The organism is Agrobacterium sp. a22-2 (assembly GCF_012276985.1).
Taxonomy (GTDB): Bacteria; Pseudomonadota; Alphaproteobacteria; order Rhizobiales; family Rhizobiaceae; genus Allorhizobium.
Map to the genome: position 1 here is coordinate 241515 of NZ_JAAXMM010000002.1, position 15574 is coordinate 257088.

The window sequence follows — 15574 nt, forward strand, 5'->3', positions numbered from 1 at the left end:
GGCGGAGCCCTTTTAAATTCTCGTCATCTCAATTGAAACGAACTCTTTGAAGGAGGCCTCGTCATGGCACCTCGCGTTCTCGTATCCGACGAATTGTCGGAAACCGCCGTCCAGATCTTCCGCGATCGCGGCGTCGAAGTGGATTTCCAGCCGAAGCTCGGCAAGGACAAGGACAAGCTTGCCGAGATCATCGGCAATTACGATGGTCTGGCCATCCGCTCCGCCACCAAGGCGACGGAAAAGCTGATCGCCGCGGCGACCAATCTCAAGGTCATCGGCCGCGCCGGCATCGGCGTCGACAATGTCGATATCCCGGCCGCCTCGCGCCGCGGCATCATCGTCATGAACACGCCGTTCGGCAATTCGATCACCACGGCCGAACACGCCATCGCGCTGATGTTCGCCGTTGCCCGGCAGCTGCCGGCGGCCGACACCTCGACCCAGGCCGGCAAGTGGGAAAAGTCGAAGTTCATGGGCGTCGAAATCACCGGCAAGACGCTCGGCGTCATCGGTGCCGGCAATATCGGCGGCATCGTCTGCAAGAAGGCGATCGGCCTCGGCATGCATGTGCTGGCCTACGACCCCTTCCTGTCGAACGAGCGCGCCCAGGAAATGGGCGTCACCAAGGTCGAACTGGACGAATTGCTGGCCCAGGCCGATTTCATCACCCTGCATGTGCCGATGACCGACAAGACCCGCGGCATCCTTGGCAAGGACAATCTTGCCAAGACCAAGCCCGGTGTGCGCATCATCAACTGCGCCCGCGGTGGCCTGGTCGATGAAGCGGCTCTTGCCGAAGCGATCAAGTCGGGCCACGTCGCCGGTGCCGGATTTGACGTGTTCGAGGTCGAGCCTGCCACGGAAAGCCCGCTGTTCGGCCTGCCGAACGTGGTCTGCACGCCGCATCTGGGCGCCTCCACCACGGAAGCGCAGGAAAATGTCGCCCTTCAGGTGGCCGAGCAGATGTCGGACTACCTGATCAAGGGCGCCGTTTCCAACGCCATCAACATGCCGTCGATCACGGCGGAAGAAGCGCCGATCCTAAAACCCTTCATCCGGCTTGCCGACGTACTCGGCGCCTTTGCCGGCCAGGTCACGGAAGACCCGATCAAGGAAATCGAGATTCTCTACGATGGCGTAACCGCCACCATGAACACCAAGGCCCTGACCTCGGCGCTTCTGGCCGGTCTGATCCGCAGCCAGGTGGCCGACGTCAACATGGTTTCGGCGCCGATCATGATCAAGGAAAAGGGCATCATCCTGTCCGAGGTCAAGCGCGACAAGACGGGCGTCTATGACGGCTACATCAAGCTCACGGTCACCACCGAGCGCCAGACCCGCTCGATCGCCGGCACGGTGTTCTCCGACGGCAAGCCGCGCTTCATCCAGATCAAGGGCATCAACATGGATGCCGATGTCGGCGCCCACATGATCTACATCACCAATACCGACGTGCCCGGCATGATCGGCTTCATGGGCACGACGCTCGGCGATGCCAAGGTCAACATCGCCAACTTCCAGCTCGGTCGCGAGAAGGAAGGCGGCGATGCCATCGCTCTGCTCTACGTGGATGGTCTGATCGACCAGACCGTGCTCGACAAGCTGACCGCGCATCCGGCCATCAAGCAGGCCAAGCTGCTGGCTTTCAACATCGAATAATCCGTCGACATTCAATCTGTGACCTTCAGAACCCGGCGCGGGACCCCATCCGCGTCGGGTTTTTCATTTCCGGCTTGCCGGAGGGGTCAAAGGGTCGCAGTGTGCGGTCCTGTCGCATCGTGCAGACCGGATGTCGCATTGATCCTTCGGGCGATAGGCCTATTTGATTTTCATCAGGTTATGGTCGGCTCCGTCCAGAGGAAGCACTAGACATGTTTGATAATTTCGATGCGGAACTGCTGGCGCGAATTCAGTTCGCCTTCACGGTGTCCTTTCACATCATCTTCCCGGCGTTTTCGATCGGCGTCGCCAGCTATCTCGCGGTGCTCGAAGGCCTCTATCTCTGGACGAAGAAAGAGGTCTATCTGGAGCTCTTCAACTTCTGGAAGACGATCTTTGCCGTTGCCTTCGGCATGGGCGTGGTGTCCGGCATCGTCATGTCCTACCAGTTCGGCACCAATTGGAGCGTGTTTTCCGACAAGGCCGGGCCGGTGATCGGGCCGCTGATGGGCTATGAGGTTCTGACCGCCTTCTTCCTGGAGGCCGGGTTCCTCGGCGTCATGCTGTTCGGGTTGCAGCGCGTCGGGCCGGGGCTGCATTACCTGGCCACCCTGATGGTGGCGCTCGGCACACTGATCTCGGCCACCTGGATTCTTGCCGTCAATTCCTGGATGCAGACGCCGGCCGGTTTTGCGATGAACGATGCCGGCCAGTTCATTCCCGTCGATTGGTGGGCGATCGTCTTCAACCCGTCCTTTCCCTATCGCCTGCTGCATATGGTGCTGGCCGCCTATCTCACCACCGCCTTCGTGGTCGGTGCCGTCGGTGCCTGGCACCTCTTGCGCAAGACCGCGCCGCGCCGCGCCGGCAAGATGTTTTCCATGGCCATGTGGATGGCGGCGATCGTCGCGCCCATCCAGATCTTCGCCGGCGACATGCACGGGCTGAACACGCTCGAACATCAGCCGGTCAAGATCATGGCAATGGAGGGCCATTACCAGAGCCACCCGGACGGTGCGCCGCTGATCCTGTTCGGCCTGCCGAATTCGGCGGAAAAGCGCGTCGACTACGCAATCGAAATCCCGAAGCTGTCGAGCCTGATCCTCAAGCATGACCTCAATGCACCGCTTTCCGGTCTCGATACCGTACCGGACGAGCTGGAACCGCCGGTCCCGATCGTGTTCTGGTCGTTCCGAGTGATGGTCGGCATCGGATTTGCCATGCTCGGTATCGGCCTCTGGAGCCTGTGGTGTCGGTATCGCGGCACATTGCATGAAGACGACTGGCTGCATCGGGCCGCCGTACTCATGGGACCGGCCGGTTTCGTGGCGGTGCTGGCCGGCTGGATCACCACGGAGGTCGGTCGGCAGCCCTATACCGTCTACGGCCATCTCCTGACGTCGGACTCGCTGTCGCCGATCGGCGCACCGGCCGTCGCCACGTCGCTGATCGCCTTCATCATCGTCTATTTCCTGGTGTTCGGTGCAGGCACTTTCTACATCCTGCGGCTGATGGCGCGCCTGCCGCGCGACCCGATGCCCGATCTCGACGACGGACCGATCCGCACGTCCGGCATCCTGCCGGCTGCCCAGACCAAGGGAGGCAAGCATGATCATTGATCTCGCATTCATCTGGGCGGCGATCATCGCCTTCGCGGTTCTCGCCTATGTCGTGCTCGACGGTTTCGATCTCGGCGTCGGCATTCTCTTCCCGTTCTTTCCGGAAAAACGCCACCGCGACCAGATGATGAATTCGGTGGCACCGGTCTGGGACGGCAACGAGACCTGGCTGGTGCTGGGCGGCGGTGGGTTGATGGCTGTGTTTCCGCTCGCCTATGCGACCATCCTGCCAGCGCTCTATGCGCCGATCATCGCCATGCTCTTGGGCCTGATCTTCCGCGGCGTGGCCTTCGAATATCGCTGGCGCACCAGGCGGGCCGAACATCTCTGGAACTATGCCTTTGCCGGCGGCTCCATCCTGGCGGGCTTTTCTCAAGGGGTGGCGCTCGGTGCCCTGGTGCAGGGCATTCCGGTCGTCGACCGCGCCTATGCCGGCGGCTGGTGGGATTGGCTGACGCCGTTTTCGGTGGCGACCGGCTTCGCCCTGCTGCTCGGTTATGCGCTGCTCGGGTCGACCTGGCTGGTCATGAAGACCACGGATGAACTGGCGTCGCGGGCACGGCGTTTCGCCGTGGTCACGGCTTTCCTGACAGTCGGCGCCATGGGCGTGTTCAGTCTGTGGACGCCATGGCTCGAGCCGCTCTATCTGGAGCGCTGGTTCAGCTTCCCGACGGCGGTGTTCAGCGTCATCGTGCCGGTGCTGGTGCTTGGCTGCCTCTATCTGATCGTCACCGGCGTGCGTGGCCACAAGGACGTCCGGCCCTTCGTGGCCGCCCTTGGGCTGTTCGTGCTCGGCTATGCCGGGATCGGCATCAGCTTCTATCCCTATATCGTGCCGACCTCGCTGACGATCTGGGATGCGGCGGCGCCGGAGTCCAGCCTCAAGTTCCTGCTGGTCGGGGCGGCCGTGCTGGTGCCGGTCATCCTGGCCTATACCGCCTATGCTTATTGGGTGTTTCGCGGCAAGGTCGATCCGGAGGAGGGCTATCACTGATGGAGAAGCAATCTCTGCCCAAGCGTCTCGTGTGGTTTGTCGGACTGTGGTTCGGCGGGTTGCTGGCCGTCAGCGCAGTGGCGCTGGTGATCAAGCTGGCACTGGCGGTCTAGCCTTGCCGGACGAATTTGGCGAAAAGCGACGGCGTGCCCTTCAATTGCCGGCATGCGGTCGCCATATGAATGAAAACGGGTGCGCGGGAGCGCCCGGAGGAAAGGGTAATCTGGTGTCTATGCGCAGCATTTCGAAATATCTGGGAATTCTGGCCGTCGGCCTGATGGTGTCGATCGCCACCACGGACATGGCCGAAGCCCGCAAGGCCGGTGGTTTCAGCGGCTTCGGCAGCCGCGGAACCAAGACCTTCTCGGCACCGCCGACCACCCGCACGGCGCCGGCACCTGCAGCGCCGATCGAGCGCAGCATGACGCCGAAGACCAATGCCACCCAGCCTAATGCCACGCCCGCCAACCAGCAGCGTCCCGGCTTCTTCGGCGGCCTTGGCGGTTCCATGCTCGGCGGCCTGATGATGGGCGGCCTGATCGGCATGCTGCTCGGCGGCGGCATGGGCGGCGGCATCGGCTTCCTCGGCCTGATCTTCCAGGTCATTCTGATCGCGGTCCTGGCAAGCCTTGCCATGCGGTTCTTCCGCAGCCGCCAGCAGGCGGCCCATTCGACCCCGAACGGTGGTCTGCCGCCGCAGGGCAACAAGGCGCCCGGTTTCGAAATTCCCCGCATGGGCGCGCTGCTCGGCGGCTCGAAGCCCGTATCGGCTGACGAAATCGGCATCCAGAAGCAGGATCTCGACACGTTCGAGAGCATTCTGAAGGATGTGCAGGCCGCCTATGCGGCGGAAGACTATTCGGCCTTGCGCCGCCTGACGACGCCGGAAGCCATGTCCTATCTCGCCGAAGAACTGAGCGACAACGCCACCAAGGGCCTGCGCAATGAGGTGCGCGACGTGCATCTGGTGCAGGGCGATGTGGCGGAGAGCTGGCGGGAAGGCACTGTCGACTATGCCACCATCGCCATGCGCTACGAGGCGATCGACGTGATGCGCGACCGCACCACCGGCGCTGTCATCAGCGGCGACCCGGACAATGCGTCCGACTCGGTCGAGATCTGGACATTCGTGCGCCGCCCCGGCGCCGGCTGGCAGGTCTCCGCCATCCAGGGCGCGGAAGCAGCCTGACCATAAAGACCAAAAGACCCGAAGCGCTGATTGTGCTTCGGGTCTTTTTCCGTTTTAGATGTGCGATGATGGCGGCAGGGTGACAGGTGAGGGCGCTCGCCGTTACCCGGACGGCTGGACCATTGATCGTGTGATCGTCGTTGCACCACGACGGCGCCAAATGACGGGCACCTGGCATGGCACCTCCTTTCTCCCCTGTTGGCATCGATCATGTCGTCCTGCTGATCGATGACATGGACCGCGCTCTCCAGTTCTATTTCGAGGTCATGGGGTGCCGGCCCGGCTATTCCTATCCGGCGCTCGGCATGGAGCAGGTCTGGTGCGGGTCGTCGTTGATCGTCTTGTGGGACATTACGCACCCAGGCGGCCGAACGGCGCTCCCGCCTGTCGCCGGCGGTCGCAATGTCGATCATATCTGTATCGCAACGAGCCCTTTTGATCACCAAGAACTCCGTACCCATCTGGAACGCCATGGGGTCGAAATCTCCCGGGAAGCCTTTCACGGCGGAGCTCGGGGTATGGGGCATTCCTTCTATATCCACGACCCATTCGGCAACAAAATCGAGATCAAAGGTCCTGCGGAGTATCCTGATGGACGCACGGCGTAACCGGCACGAATGCAGGCTCATAAAGCCGTAAACGTGCCGTGGCTATCCTAATAGTTGCTGCAATCCTTCAGCTGGCGGGCGTAGGTGTAGCTGATATTGGTGAAGCGCTTGGCGCCGTTCAGCGCTTCCGGGCGGCCGCGATAGGCGCCGCGTTTGAAGCCTTCGTGGCCCGAATGATAGGCGAGGTAGAGGTTGTAGGGATCGCTGAGCGCGATGCCGTTGCGGCGATGGCTCTGGTAGTGATACCAGGCGATGAAGCGCACGGCATCGCCGAAATCGGTGCGGCGCGCCAGGCCGCGGCCGGTCTCGCGTTTGTAGCGCTCCCAGGTGCCGTCAAGCGCCTGGGAATAGCCGAGCGCCGTCGATTGACGCTTCCACGGGATGAAACCTAGGAGCTTGCGGCGCGGCGGCCGGGCGTTGTGGCGGAAACCGGACTCCGTATAGATCGTTGCCATGAGGATCGGCACGGGAATGCCGTACTCGCGCGAGGCCTTGTTGGCCTCCCTGCGCCAGTTGTTGAACACGCCATCGCGCTGCTCGAAAATGGCGCAGGCGTTCTTGGTCTGGCTCGGTGGCTTGGCACAACCGGCCAATGCCAGGAAAAGGGCGACGATTAATACGCTACGCATCGCGGGACCTCTCTTTGACCCGCTATTGTATTAGGTAAAATTTAACGAAACGTTTGGTGATTGGGTTAACCGTCGATCCGTGCAAACCCCCGGATTATTAAGGAAATCGGCCGAAAAACGGCGGCTGTGCGGCGCAATGGTTAACCTTTGCCGGCAGGATCGGCGGAAAACCTGACTGGAGTTCCCCAACCGGGCGACCCGCAGGTGGAGAAAATGCGAAGCAATTCGTTCAGGCCTTTTTAATATCTGATGGCCGCCGTTTTTGAGCGGGATTTTTCCGCGGTTTGGACAAAGCGGCGCAAAAGCCCGCAAAAGCTTGGGTTTCTGCCGAATTAAAATCCTATTAACCATTTAAAATCAGAGGCTTGTCCGCCGTTCAATTCTTAGCAATTCGTTGAGAACTTGCTCTCTAATGTCGCCCTGTTCCGATATGGGACCTTCGCAGATGACTTGCGGGGCAATGAAAAATGGGGACTGGGCACATGAAGTGCGTTAAGTGGCCTGCAATCATTGCGGGCGTTTTTGGCTTGTTTCTGATCTGGCTCCCGATGAGCCTGCAGGCGCAGCTTGTGTTGAGCGTTTCCGTCCTTGGCCTTATGCTGCTCTGCATGACGCGTCCGGACAACAAGACGCTCCGGCTGATGACCTTCGTCTTCGCTGCCGTTCTGGCGCTTCGTTACGCCTTCTGGCGCACGACCGAGACCCTTCCGAATTTTTCCGAGCCGCTCAACTATATTCCGGGCCTCATTCTCTATGTGGCCGAGATGTATTGCCTCGTCATGCTGGCGATCAGCTTCTTCATGCTGGCCGATCCGTTGAAGCGCAAGACCCCGGCGCGGGCCGCCGACAAGGATTGCCCGACGGTCGACGTCTTCGTGCCGAGCTATAACGAGGAGCCGGAACTGCTGGCGCTGACGCTGGCCGCCGCCCGTTCGATGCATTATCCCAAGGACAAGCTGAACATCTACCTGCTCGATGACGGCGGCACGGATGCCAAATGCAGCCACAAGGATCCGCGCACGGCCCTGTCGGCGCTGCGTCGTCGCGAGCAGTTGAAGTCGCTGTGCGAGGCGATGGGCGTGCATTATCATGCGCGCGCCGAGAACAGCCATGCCAAGGCGGGCAATCTGAATGCCGGCCTGCAGATCTCCAAGGGCGAACTGGTCGTGGTCTTCGACGCCGACCATGCGCCGGTGCGCGATTTCCTCAACGAGACGGTCGGCTTCTTTGCCGAGGACGAAAAGCTGTTCCTGGTCCAGACCCCTCATTTCTTCCTCAATCCCGATCCGCTGGAAAAGAACCTCGAGACCTTCGCCCGCATGCCGTCCGAGAACGAGATGTTCTACTCCGTCGTGCAGCGCGGCCTCGACAAATGGGATGCCTCGTTCTTCTGCGGCTCGGCCGCCGTGCTGCGCCGCGAGGCGCTGCTGGAGACCGATGGTTTTTCCGGCCAGTCGATCACCGAGGATTGCGAAACCGCGCTGTCGCTGCACAGCCGCGGCTGGCACAGCGTCTATGTCGACAAGCCGCTGATCGCCGGCCTGCAGCCGGAAACCTTCGTCTCCTTCATCGGCCAGCGGGCCCGCTGGAGCCAGGGCATGCTGCAGATCCTCATTCTCAACCGGCCGTTCCTGGCGCGCGGCCTGACTATGGCGCAGCGCATCTGCTACGCCGGCACCAACCTGTTCTGGCTGTTCCCGATGACGCGGCTGACCTTCATGTTCGCGCCGCTGCTCTACATCTTCTTCTCGCTGGAAATCTTCCAGGCCAATATCATCGAATTCGCCTCCTATACGGTGACCTATCTGATCTCGTCCTTCGCCATGCAGAGCTATCTCTATGGCAAGGTGCGCTGGCCGTGGATCTCCGAACTCTACGAATATGTGCAGTCGGTGCTGCTGTTCGGCTCGATCATCAGCGTCGTGCGCAATCCGCGCAAGCCGACCTTCAACGTGACGGCCAAGGGCCAGACCCTGGACGAAAGCAAGCTGTCGCCCTTAGCGCGGCCTTACTTCGCGATCTTCTTCCTGCTGCTCGGTGCCAGCCTCTATGCGGTCTGGCGCTACATGACGGAGCCGATGCCGTCCGAACTGTTGCTGATCGTCGCCGGCTGGAACATCATCAATCTCGGCATTGCCGGTGCTGCCCTCGGCGTCGTTTCGGAGCGTCGCGAACGGCGCCGCAACCAGCGCCTGCCGGTCAAGCGCCATGCGCTGATGCGTGTCGGCGACAAGGTCTACACGATCATCATCCAGGACGCCTCGAGCGGCGGTGTCTCCATTCAGTTCCTCGACGGCAAGCCGGTCATGGACAAGGGCGAGCCGCTGGAGGCCTTCATCGAGTTGCGCCGCAATGGCAAGGCCCTGGGCCTCAACGTCGTCTATCGCAGCACCAGCAAGCGTGACGAGGATACCGTGCATGGCTTTGCCTATGCCGAGCGCACGCCGCAGACCTTCATGGTGATTGCCGAGCTGATGTATTCCGACCAGTCGGTGTTGCAGGACCGGTTGACCCGCCGCCAGAAGCGCCAGGGCTTTTTCGAAGGCACCGTGCGCTTTGCCGTATGGACCGTGGCCGAGACCCTGCGTGCCCTACAGTATGCCGGCGGTCTGGTGCGCGAACAGCAGGTCAAGTCCTTCTCCGATGCGCCGATGGTCATCAAGGACAGAAGTGATGCGCTTTCCGAAGAGGGCGGCAATTCCAATGCCCATGATTATCCGGTTCTGGTTGGAGGCGTCGTCTATGGCTAAGCTCCCGAGCGCCACCGCGCTCTTCCTGACGCTGAGCGCCGGCTTGTTTGCCGCGCCAGGCCTCGCTGCCTCCTTGCAACTGCTTCCAGGCGCCGAGCCGGCAACGGCCGGCGGTGAGCAGGCTCCGACTTATGCCGCCACGATCGACGGCCGGCTGGTGCCCTTCGAGCAGTCCGGCGACACGCTCCGGCTGATCGGCGAGGATGCCGCCCGCCTGTTGAGCTTCCACCTCAGCGGCGAGCAGGCCCGCCAGCCGGGCACGCTGCGCATCGCCTATACCAACGCCGTGTCGGTTCTCCCCGATGACGCGATCATGGATGTCGAGGTCAACGGCCGTGCCGTCGGTTCGTTTGCCATCCGCTCGTCGAACGGTTTTCTCACCGAGCAGCTGGCCCTGTCGCCGACCGATCTGATCCCCGGCCGCAACAGCGTGCGGCTGCGGGCCCGCCAGCATCACCGCGTCGATTGTTCGCTCGATGCGGTTTATGAACTCTGGACCCAGGTCGATCCGGTGCAGAGCGGCTTTGTGACGCGTGCCGCCGGACAGTTTGCGACGCTCGACGACCTCCTGGCGATCGGCCGGACGGGCGAGGGCGTGACCGAACTGCGGCTGATTTCTCCGGAGGGCGATCGCTCGGTGATGGCGGCCGACAGCCTGGCGACCGTGCAGGCCCTGGCGCTCTACCTCAACCGCGACGACCTGAAAATCTCGATTGCCGACAAGCCGGGCGAGGGCGCCGGCATCGATCTTTATTTCGGTGACACCCGTTCCTATCCGCAGACTGCCAAGGCCCGCTTGGTTCTGGCCGGTGCGCCGAACGGTCTGTCCGTGCGCGGCGGCGGGACGGCGGATCGCGCCGCTGTCATCATGCACGGCGCAAGTCCTGCCGATCTGTCGGCCTCGCTCAAAGCCGCCGTCGGCAATATCATGCGCCCTGGCTTCGAGGCCGGCGTGCTGAACGCCCGGCCGGGCATGGTCGACGGCACCGAGACCGGACGGGTCACGCTGGCCGATGCCGGCTATCGCACGGCGCCGTTTACCGGCCGCCTGTTCCGCACCACGCTCGATATCGACATGCCGGCCGATTTCTATCCCGGCGATTACGGAGCGATCGACTTCTATCTGAAGGCGGCGACCGCCCCCGGCCTGGCGCCTGGCGCCCAGTTGCTGTTCCGGGTCAACGAGCGGGCCGTCACCAGTCATGTTCTCTACAATCCGGAAGGCGCGACATTCGACGGCAAGCGCATCGAACTGCCGCTGCGCGCCTTCCACCCCGGCGTCAACCAGGTCGAGATCCTGGCCGAACTGCCCATGGAGGCCGACAAGGCCTGCGAGCCGGCCGGCCGGTCGCAGGAGCGGCCGCGGTTCCTTCTGCTGGAGGATTCGGCCTTCGAATTCCCCGACGTCGCCCATATCGGCCGCCTGCCGGATCTGGCGGCCTTTTCCGGCAAGGCCTATCCGTTCCAGGATGCGGTGCCGTTCGACGTGCATGTCGACCGGCCGGATGGCGCGTCGCTGGGTGCGGCGATGACCATGGTGACGCGACTGGCGCTGGCCGCCAAAAAGCCGCTCAATGCGTCCCTGAAGGTCGGCGCGCCCGATGCGTCGGCCGATCGCGACGCGCTGATCGTCACCGCCAATGGTCGGCAGGATGGCGTTCCGTCGCGCAGCGACAGCAAGCCGGTGGCCTCGACGGTCGACGATGCCGGCCAGATCGATATGGTCAAGACGGCAGCGATCGGATCGGCCATTGCCGGCGGCCCCGATATGGTCTCGCAGTCGGAAGCGCTGCTCGATGCCTTCCAGCAGAGCACGGCGCTCGAGGATGAAAACCTGTCGCTGAAGACACGGGTGTGGGCCTGGATGAGCAAGGCGTCCCGCGTCATCAGTCACTGGCTGAAATACGAGGATGCCGTGGACGAGGTGGCGCGGCTCGACCGGTCCGACGTGCTGGTCAGCATGACCCAGACGCGCGCGCCGCTCGGCAATGGCGTGTGGACGGTTGTCGAGGCCGACAGCCCTCAGGATCTGGAGGCCGGTGTGCGCGGCCTGACGGCACCGGCCGTCTGGGGCGCGCTGAAAGGCGGCACGGCGCTGATGAAGCGCGACGGTCATTCGCTCGTTACCTATATGCCGGTGAGCTATTCGTTTTCGGCCCCCGACGATACCAGCCTGGCCAACCTGCGCCGGCTGGCGGCCGCCTGGCTGTCCGATCACTTCCAGATCTATGTGCTGCTGGTCATCGCCTGCATGGGCCTGTTCGGCTTGTGGCTTGGCTATGCTGTTCCCCGCAAGGGCGTGAGGACCGATCAATGACCCTGAGCTTTACCCGCATCACCTCGCTCCTTCTGCAAGGCACCGTGCTGTTGCCGCTGGCGACGGCTGCCGTGGCCCAGCAGACCGTTTCGCTGTTTGCGCCGGCCGCACCCGCGGCACAAGCGCTTGTCGTCAAGGACGATGCGGCTGCCGGTGATGCACAGGGCTCGACACCGGATGCCGTCGAGCTGGCGGCGCTCTATTATTATGCCAAGGAAGGCCGGATGGACCGTGTCACCGCCGAGACAAGGCGGCTGCAGTTGAAATATCCCGGTTTCTCCATGCCCGACGACGTTTTTGCGCCTGAGGCCACAGCCCCCGTGGACGAAAGTTCGCTCTGGGCGCTTTACGAAGTCGACGATTACAGCGGCATCGAGACCGAGGTGACGCGGATTGCCGCTGCCAATCCCGGCTGGGAGCCGTCTGAGGATTTCCGCACCAAGCTGGAACGCCGCAAGCAGCGCCATCTGATGAGCGAGGCCTACAAGAACCATGACTGGTCGTCGGTGATCGCCGCCGGGCAGACGCTCGATCCGCAGCGCGAAACCGAGGTCGACCTGCTGTGGATGCTGATCGAGGCCTATCGCGAAAGCCATATGGCCGAGGCGTTGGTGCCGGTCTATCGCGGCATCCTGTTTCGCGACGGCGAGGCGCGCATGAGCGACGATATCATCATGACGACGCTGCAAAAGGCGGTCGAGGATTTTCCGGTGGCCGAGCTTCGCAAGGCCGTTGCACAGTTTGCCGTCTCGCCGAGCATGACCGAACGCATGCGCGACCTGTCGCTCGACCTGTTGCGCCGTGAGGTCAGCGACTTCAACAGCGCAGCCGCCGGCAGTCCTGCCGTGGCGCCGGGCACGATCGAAAAGCTGCGGGTCGTGGCGGGCGAGGGCAAGCGTCCCGAAGACCTGACGCTGCTCGGCTGGTATGCGCTGAAAACCGAGAAGCCGGAAGAGGCGGAAAAATGGTTTCGCCTGGCGCTGGATCAAAAAGCATCGGTCGAGACGATCAAGGGTCTGTCGCTGAGCCTTTCGCGGCAGAAGCTGGACGACCAGGCCTACCAGGTCGTGGTCGATCATCTGGCAGAGCTTTCCGACGAAAGCGAATTCCTGTCCGACACGCTGTCGCTGCGCTTCCAGAAACCGGAGCCTGGAGAGATCGACGCGGAGGTGGTCAAAGCCTATTCGGCAGCGATCCAGAAGAGCCTGTCGGCCGACCATGCGGCGGTGCTGGGCTGGTATGCCTACAATTCCCGGCAGTTTGCCGCCTCTGCCGCCTGGTTCGGCAAGTCCTTCGAGTGGCAGAAGCGTCCCGACAGTTTGAAGGGCCTGGTGTTGAGTGCGGCCCAGCTGAAAGACACGGCAAGGGTCGATGCGCTGAAGTCCGACTATGCCGCCTCCTATCCCGCGGCGTTCGAGGATCTGAAGGCGATGACGGCGCCGAAGGGAAAGCGCGGCAAGGATGTAGCCGCACCGGCCGCCAATATCGATGCGACCTATGTGGCGAATTTCCGCAACAAGAAATTCGGCGCCTGCATCACCGATCTCAAGGCTCTGGAAGCTCGCGGCAGCCTGTCCGTCGATGCGCAGCTGGTCAAGGGCTGGTGCCATCTGGAGCTCAATCACCTGACCGAAGCGCGCGCCGCCTTCTCGGCGGCCCTGTCTGCCGGCGGACAGAAGGGGGAGGATGCTGCCTATGGCTTGGGCTTGACGCTGCTGCGCGCCAAACTCACCGACGATGCCGAGGCGGTGTTGTCGCGCTATCCGCTGACCGCCGGGCGCGACAGGGAGATCCGCAGCGAGGTCTATTGGCAGCGGGCGCGCGATGCCTTCGATCGCAAGCAATACCAGCAGGTGCTGGAGGCGCTCAACGCTCGCCTGCTGATCGCGCCGGAAACTCCGGGCATTTCGCAGATGCGGGCCTGGTCGCACTATCATCTCGGCAATCTTTCCCAATCCAAGGCCATCTTCGCGCAGCTGAATGCCGCGATCAGTGATCCGGCCAACCTGCGCGGCATCGCCGTCATCAACGACCGATTGAGTGGACAATGATCAAAACCCTTCTCGCCTCGCTCTCTCTTGCCCTGCTGTGCGGTTGCACCTCGGTTCAGGATCCGTTTCTGACGGCTTCGACGGTCAATGCGCCGAGGATTGCCGGCGGTTCGGCTTCCACCAGCGAAGTGGCGCCGCAGTTTGCGCTGGCTTCGCTGCCGGGTCTGTCGGCCAGAACTCTGTCGATCCGGCAGAACCTGACGGCGGAGACCGCCGTGCAGACCATCGTCTTTGCCAATGACACGGTCCAGGACGGTGAAAATGCCCTAACGATCGAAGTGGGTCTTGCCGGCGAAAGCGGCTTCCGGCAGGCGCCGAGCCGCAATGATGTGATGCGCGAGATGAAAGCGGCGCTGCGCGGCGTGCCGATGACGATGACCGAAGCCATGGGCCGCAATGCCTATGGTATTTACGGCCATGCGACCGGCTCGCTGCCGTCCGGCGGTGCCTGCGTCTATGCCTGGCAGTTGATCAAGAATGGTCAGTCCGAGGGTGGCGCGCCAGTGGTCGGCAATCTGATGCAGCGGAAACAGCCGGTGCGCATCCGGCTGCGCTATTGCGATGCGGCCGCAACCCCCGTTCAGCTGGCGGCCCTGCTCGGCGACCTGCGCATCAAGCCGATCACCAGCCAGACCCTCGACATGCTGCGCTTTGCCTCCGGTTCGTCGGCCGCGGCATCGTTTGCTCCCATTGCGCCCGTCGCTGCTACGATACCGGCGGCGGTGCGCCCGCAGCCGGTGGAGGTGGCGGAACGCCCGAAGCCAAGGGCTGCCGCACCGAGCGTGCCGTCGCCCGCCAAAGCCCCGACGCCTGCGCCGATTATTACCGGTGCCGTCGAAGTGCCGATGCCGGAGTGAGGGGCGAGGGCGATCGGCACTGATCGGGCTGGGGTATTGCCCCACAGTTTGAAAATGATGTCAGGGTTAGTCCGCTCAGCCGCCATCGCACCCATGGAGTGCCAACGACAATACCCCTTGATCCGATTGTGCCGCATGCTATCTGTCTAGCGTTGATTGCAAGGCTGCAAGGTGGGACGCATGCCAGAAGTTCGGCAAGGGGTATTCGGGAAAATAGCGCGTTTGATGGGCGTGGGTGCCCTGTGTCTATCGAGCTTTTCAGCCTTCGGTCTTGCGGCCGAAGATCCGCGCGAGCGCACGCATCTTCGCGCCAGCATAGGTGGTGTCGAGGTGTCACTGCCGATTTTTAGGGGTGTGAGTGTCGACCTGTTGGAACAGGAGATCCATATCGCTGGACGCCAGCAGGACTTGCGTGAGGCATACCTCAAGCTGGACGAAGAAGTGGCGCGCCATCCCGGTGTCGTGCCCATTCGCGGTTATGGATTCTATCCTAAAGACCTCTGCGAATTGGCTAAAATACCGGAGTGCAAATATATAAAGCCCGCGCCATCGGCTGTTATAGGTTCCCTAAGATACGCAAAGCTTTGGTCAAAATTTACATACAAAGTAAGTGGGGCGTACGGAAGTATTTGTGGCCACGATATAAAATGGATCTATATTGATGGCATCACGAATACGGCAAAATCAAAAATGTACATCCTGCCAGGCACAATGGACAGCATGTCCTTGCTCGTCGATGACGTCATCCATGTTCGAGTGACTGTCAGCAATTTCCACGGAGGCTTCAAGGGTGCTGAAACGGAAAACGTAATGCGGGACGCTGCGGAATTCGCGGCTTGTGTTTTGTCTTATAACGCGGCGGAAGAGTAATCTGGCTTATGCTTTTTCAGTATCCGGACTT

Annotated in this window: 11 protein-coding genes; 10 read left to right on the forward strand and 1 reads right to left on the reverse strand. The window is 62.2% G+C overall.

What is annotated here, in order from left to right; all coding sequences use genetic code 11:
- Positions 1–63 precede the first annotated feature (63 nt).
- The 5 genes from serA (at position 64) to HFC70_RS04415 (ending at position 6069) form a co-directional block, all read left to right on the forward strand.
- Positions 64–1659, forward strand: coding sequence for a phosphoglycerate dehydrogenase (gene serA, locus HFC70_RS04395; RefSeq protein WP_168471996.1), 1596 nt, complete (start codon positions 64–66; stop codon positions 1657–1659).
- 212 nt (positions 1660–1871) lie between these two features.
- Positions 1872–3278, forward strand: coding sequence for a cytochrome ubiquinol oxidase subunit I (locus HFC70_RS04400; protein WP_168471997.1), 1407 nt, complete (start codon positions 1872–1874; stop codon positions 3276–3278).
- On the forward strand, positions 3268–4272 hold the full coding sequence (gene cydB / locus HFC70_RS04405) for a cytochrome d ubiquinol oxidase subunit II (protein WP_168471998.1): 1005 nt from the start codon (positions 3268–3270) through the stop codon (positions 4270–4272). Before HFC70_RS04400 ends, cydB begins: the two co-directional genes overlap by 11 nt.
- Before the next feature lie 232 nt (positions 4273–4504).
- Positions 4505–5461 carry a Tim44 domain-containing protein gene (locus HFC70_RS04410; protein ID WP_168472195.1) on the forward strand — a complete coding sequence of 319 codons (957 nt, stop codon included), beginning with the start codon at positions 4505–4507 and terminating at the stop codon, positions 5459–5461.
- Positions 5462–5637: 176 nt separating this feature from the next.
- Complete coding sequence (locus HFC70_RS04415; protein WP_168471999.1) at positions 5638–6069, forward strand: VOC family protein; 432 nt, start codon at positions 5638–5640, stop codon at positions 6067–6069.
- 47 nt (positions 6070–6116) lie between these two features.
- Here HFC70_RS04415 and HFC70_RS04420 read toward each other — a convergent pair whose 3' ends face one another.
- Positions 6117–6698: a transglycosylase SLT domain-containing protein gene (locus HFC70_RS04420; RefSeq protein WP_168472000.1), complete on the reverse strand. Its 582-nt coding sequence runs from the start codon at positions 6696–6698 to the stop codon at positions 6117–6119.
- 482 nt (positions 6699–7180) lie between these two features.
- On the opposite strand from HFC70_RS04420, the gene bcsA reads away from it, so the two are divergent.
- The 5 genes from bcsA (at position 7181) to HFC70_RS04445 (ending at position 15543) form a co-directional block, all read left to right on the forward strand.
- Positions 7181–9448 carry a UDP-forming cellulose synthase catalytic subunit gene (bcsA, locus tag HFC70_RS04425; protein ID WP_168472001.1) on the forward strand — a complete coding sequence of 756 codons (2268 nt, stop codon included), beginning with the start codon at positions 7181–7183 and terminating at the stop codon, positions 9446–9448.
- Complete coding sequence (locus HFC70_RS04430; protein WP_168472002.1) at positions 9441–11765, forward strand: cellulose biosynthesis cyclic di-GMP-binding regulatory protein BcsB; 2325 nt, start codon at positions 9441–9443, stop codon at positions 11763–11765. Before bcsA ends, HFC70_RS04430 begins: the two co-directional genes overlap by 8 nt.
- Positions 11762–13816 carry a hypothetical protein gene (locus HFC70_RS04435; protein ID WP_168472003.1) on the forward strand — a complete coding sequence of 685 codons (2055 nt, stop codon included), beginning with the start codon at positions 11762–11764 and terminating at the stop codon, positions 13814–13816. The genes HFC70_RS04430 and HFC70_RS04435 overlap by 4 nt, the downstream gene beginning before the upstream one ends.
- Positions 13813–14673: a cellulose biosynthesis protein BcsN gene (gene bcsN / locus HFC70_RS04440; protein ID WP_168472004.1), complete on the forward strand. Its 861-nt coding sequence runs from the start codon at positions 13813–13815 to the stop codon at positions 14671–14673. Before HFC70_RS04435 ends, bcsN begins: the two co-directional genes overlap by 4 nt.
- Before the next feature lie 180 nt (positions 14674–14853).
- Positions 14854–15543 carry a hypothetical protein gene (locus tag HFC70_RS04445; RefSeq protein WP_168472005.1) on the forward strand — a complete coding sequence of 230 codons (690 nt, stop codon included), beginning with the start codon at positions 14854–14856 and terminating at the stop codon, positions 15541–15543.
- Positions 15544–15574 lie beyond the last annotated feature (31 nt).

Coding starts and splice junctions, on each gene's coding strand:
- serA (WP_168471996.1), top strand. CDS start 64: ATGGCACCTCGCGTTCTCGTATCCGACGAATTGTCGGAAACCGCCGTC.
- HFC70_RS04400 (WP_168471997.1), top strand. CDS start 1,872: ATGTTTGATAATTTCGATGCGGAACTGCTGGCGCGAATTCAGTTCGCC.
- cydB (WP_168471998.1), top strand. CDS start 3,268: ATGATCATTGATCTCGCATTCATCTGGGCGGCGATCATCGCCTTCGCG.
- HFC70_RS04410 (WP_168472195.1), top strand. CDS start 4,505: ATGCGCAGCATTTCGAAATATCTGGGAATTCTGGCCGTCGGCCTGATG.
- HFC70_RS04415 (WP_168471999.1), top strand. CDS start 5,638: ATGGCACCTCCTTTCTCCCCTGTTGGCATCGATCATGTCGTCCTGCTG.
- HFC70_RS04420 (WP_168472000.1), bottom strand. CDS start 6,698: ATGCGTAGCGTATTAATCGTCGCCCTTTTCCTGGCATTGGCCGGTTGT.
- bcsA (WP_168472001.1), top strand. CDS start 7,181: ATGAAGTGCGTTAAGTGGCCTGCAATCATTGCGGGCGTTTTTGGCTTG.
- HFC70_RS04430 (WP_168472002.1), top strand. CDS start 9,441: ATGGCTAAGCTCCCGAGCGCCACCGCGCTCTTCCTGACGCTGAGCGCC.
- HFC70_RS04435 (WP_168472003.1), top strand. CDS start 11,762: ATGACCCTGAGCTTTACCCGCATCACCTCGCTCCTTCTGCAAGGCACC.
- bcsN (WP_168472004.1), top strand. CDS start 13,813: ATGATCAAAACCCTTCTCGCCTCGCTCTCTCTTGCCCTGCTGTGCGGT.
- HFC70_RS04445 (WP_168472005.1), top strand. CDS start 14,854: ATGCCAGAAGTTCGGCAAGGGGTATTCGGGAAAATAGCGCGTTTGATG.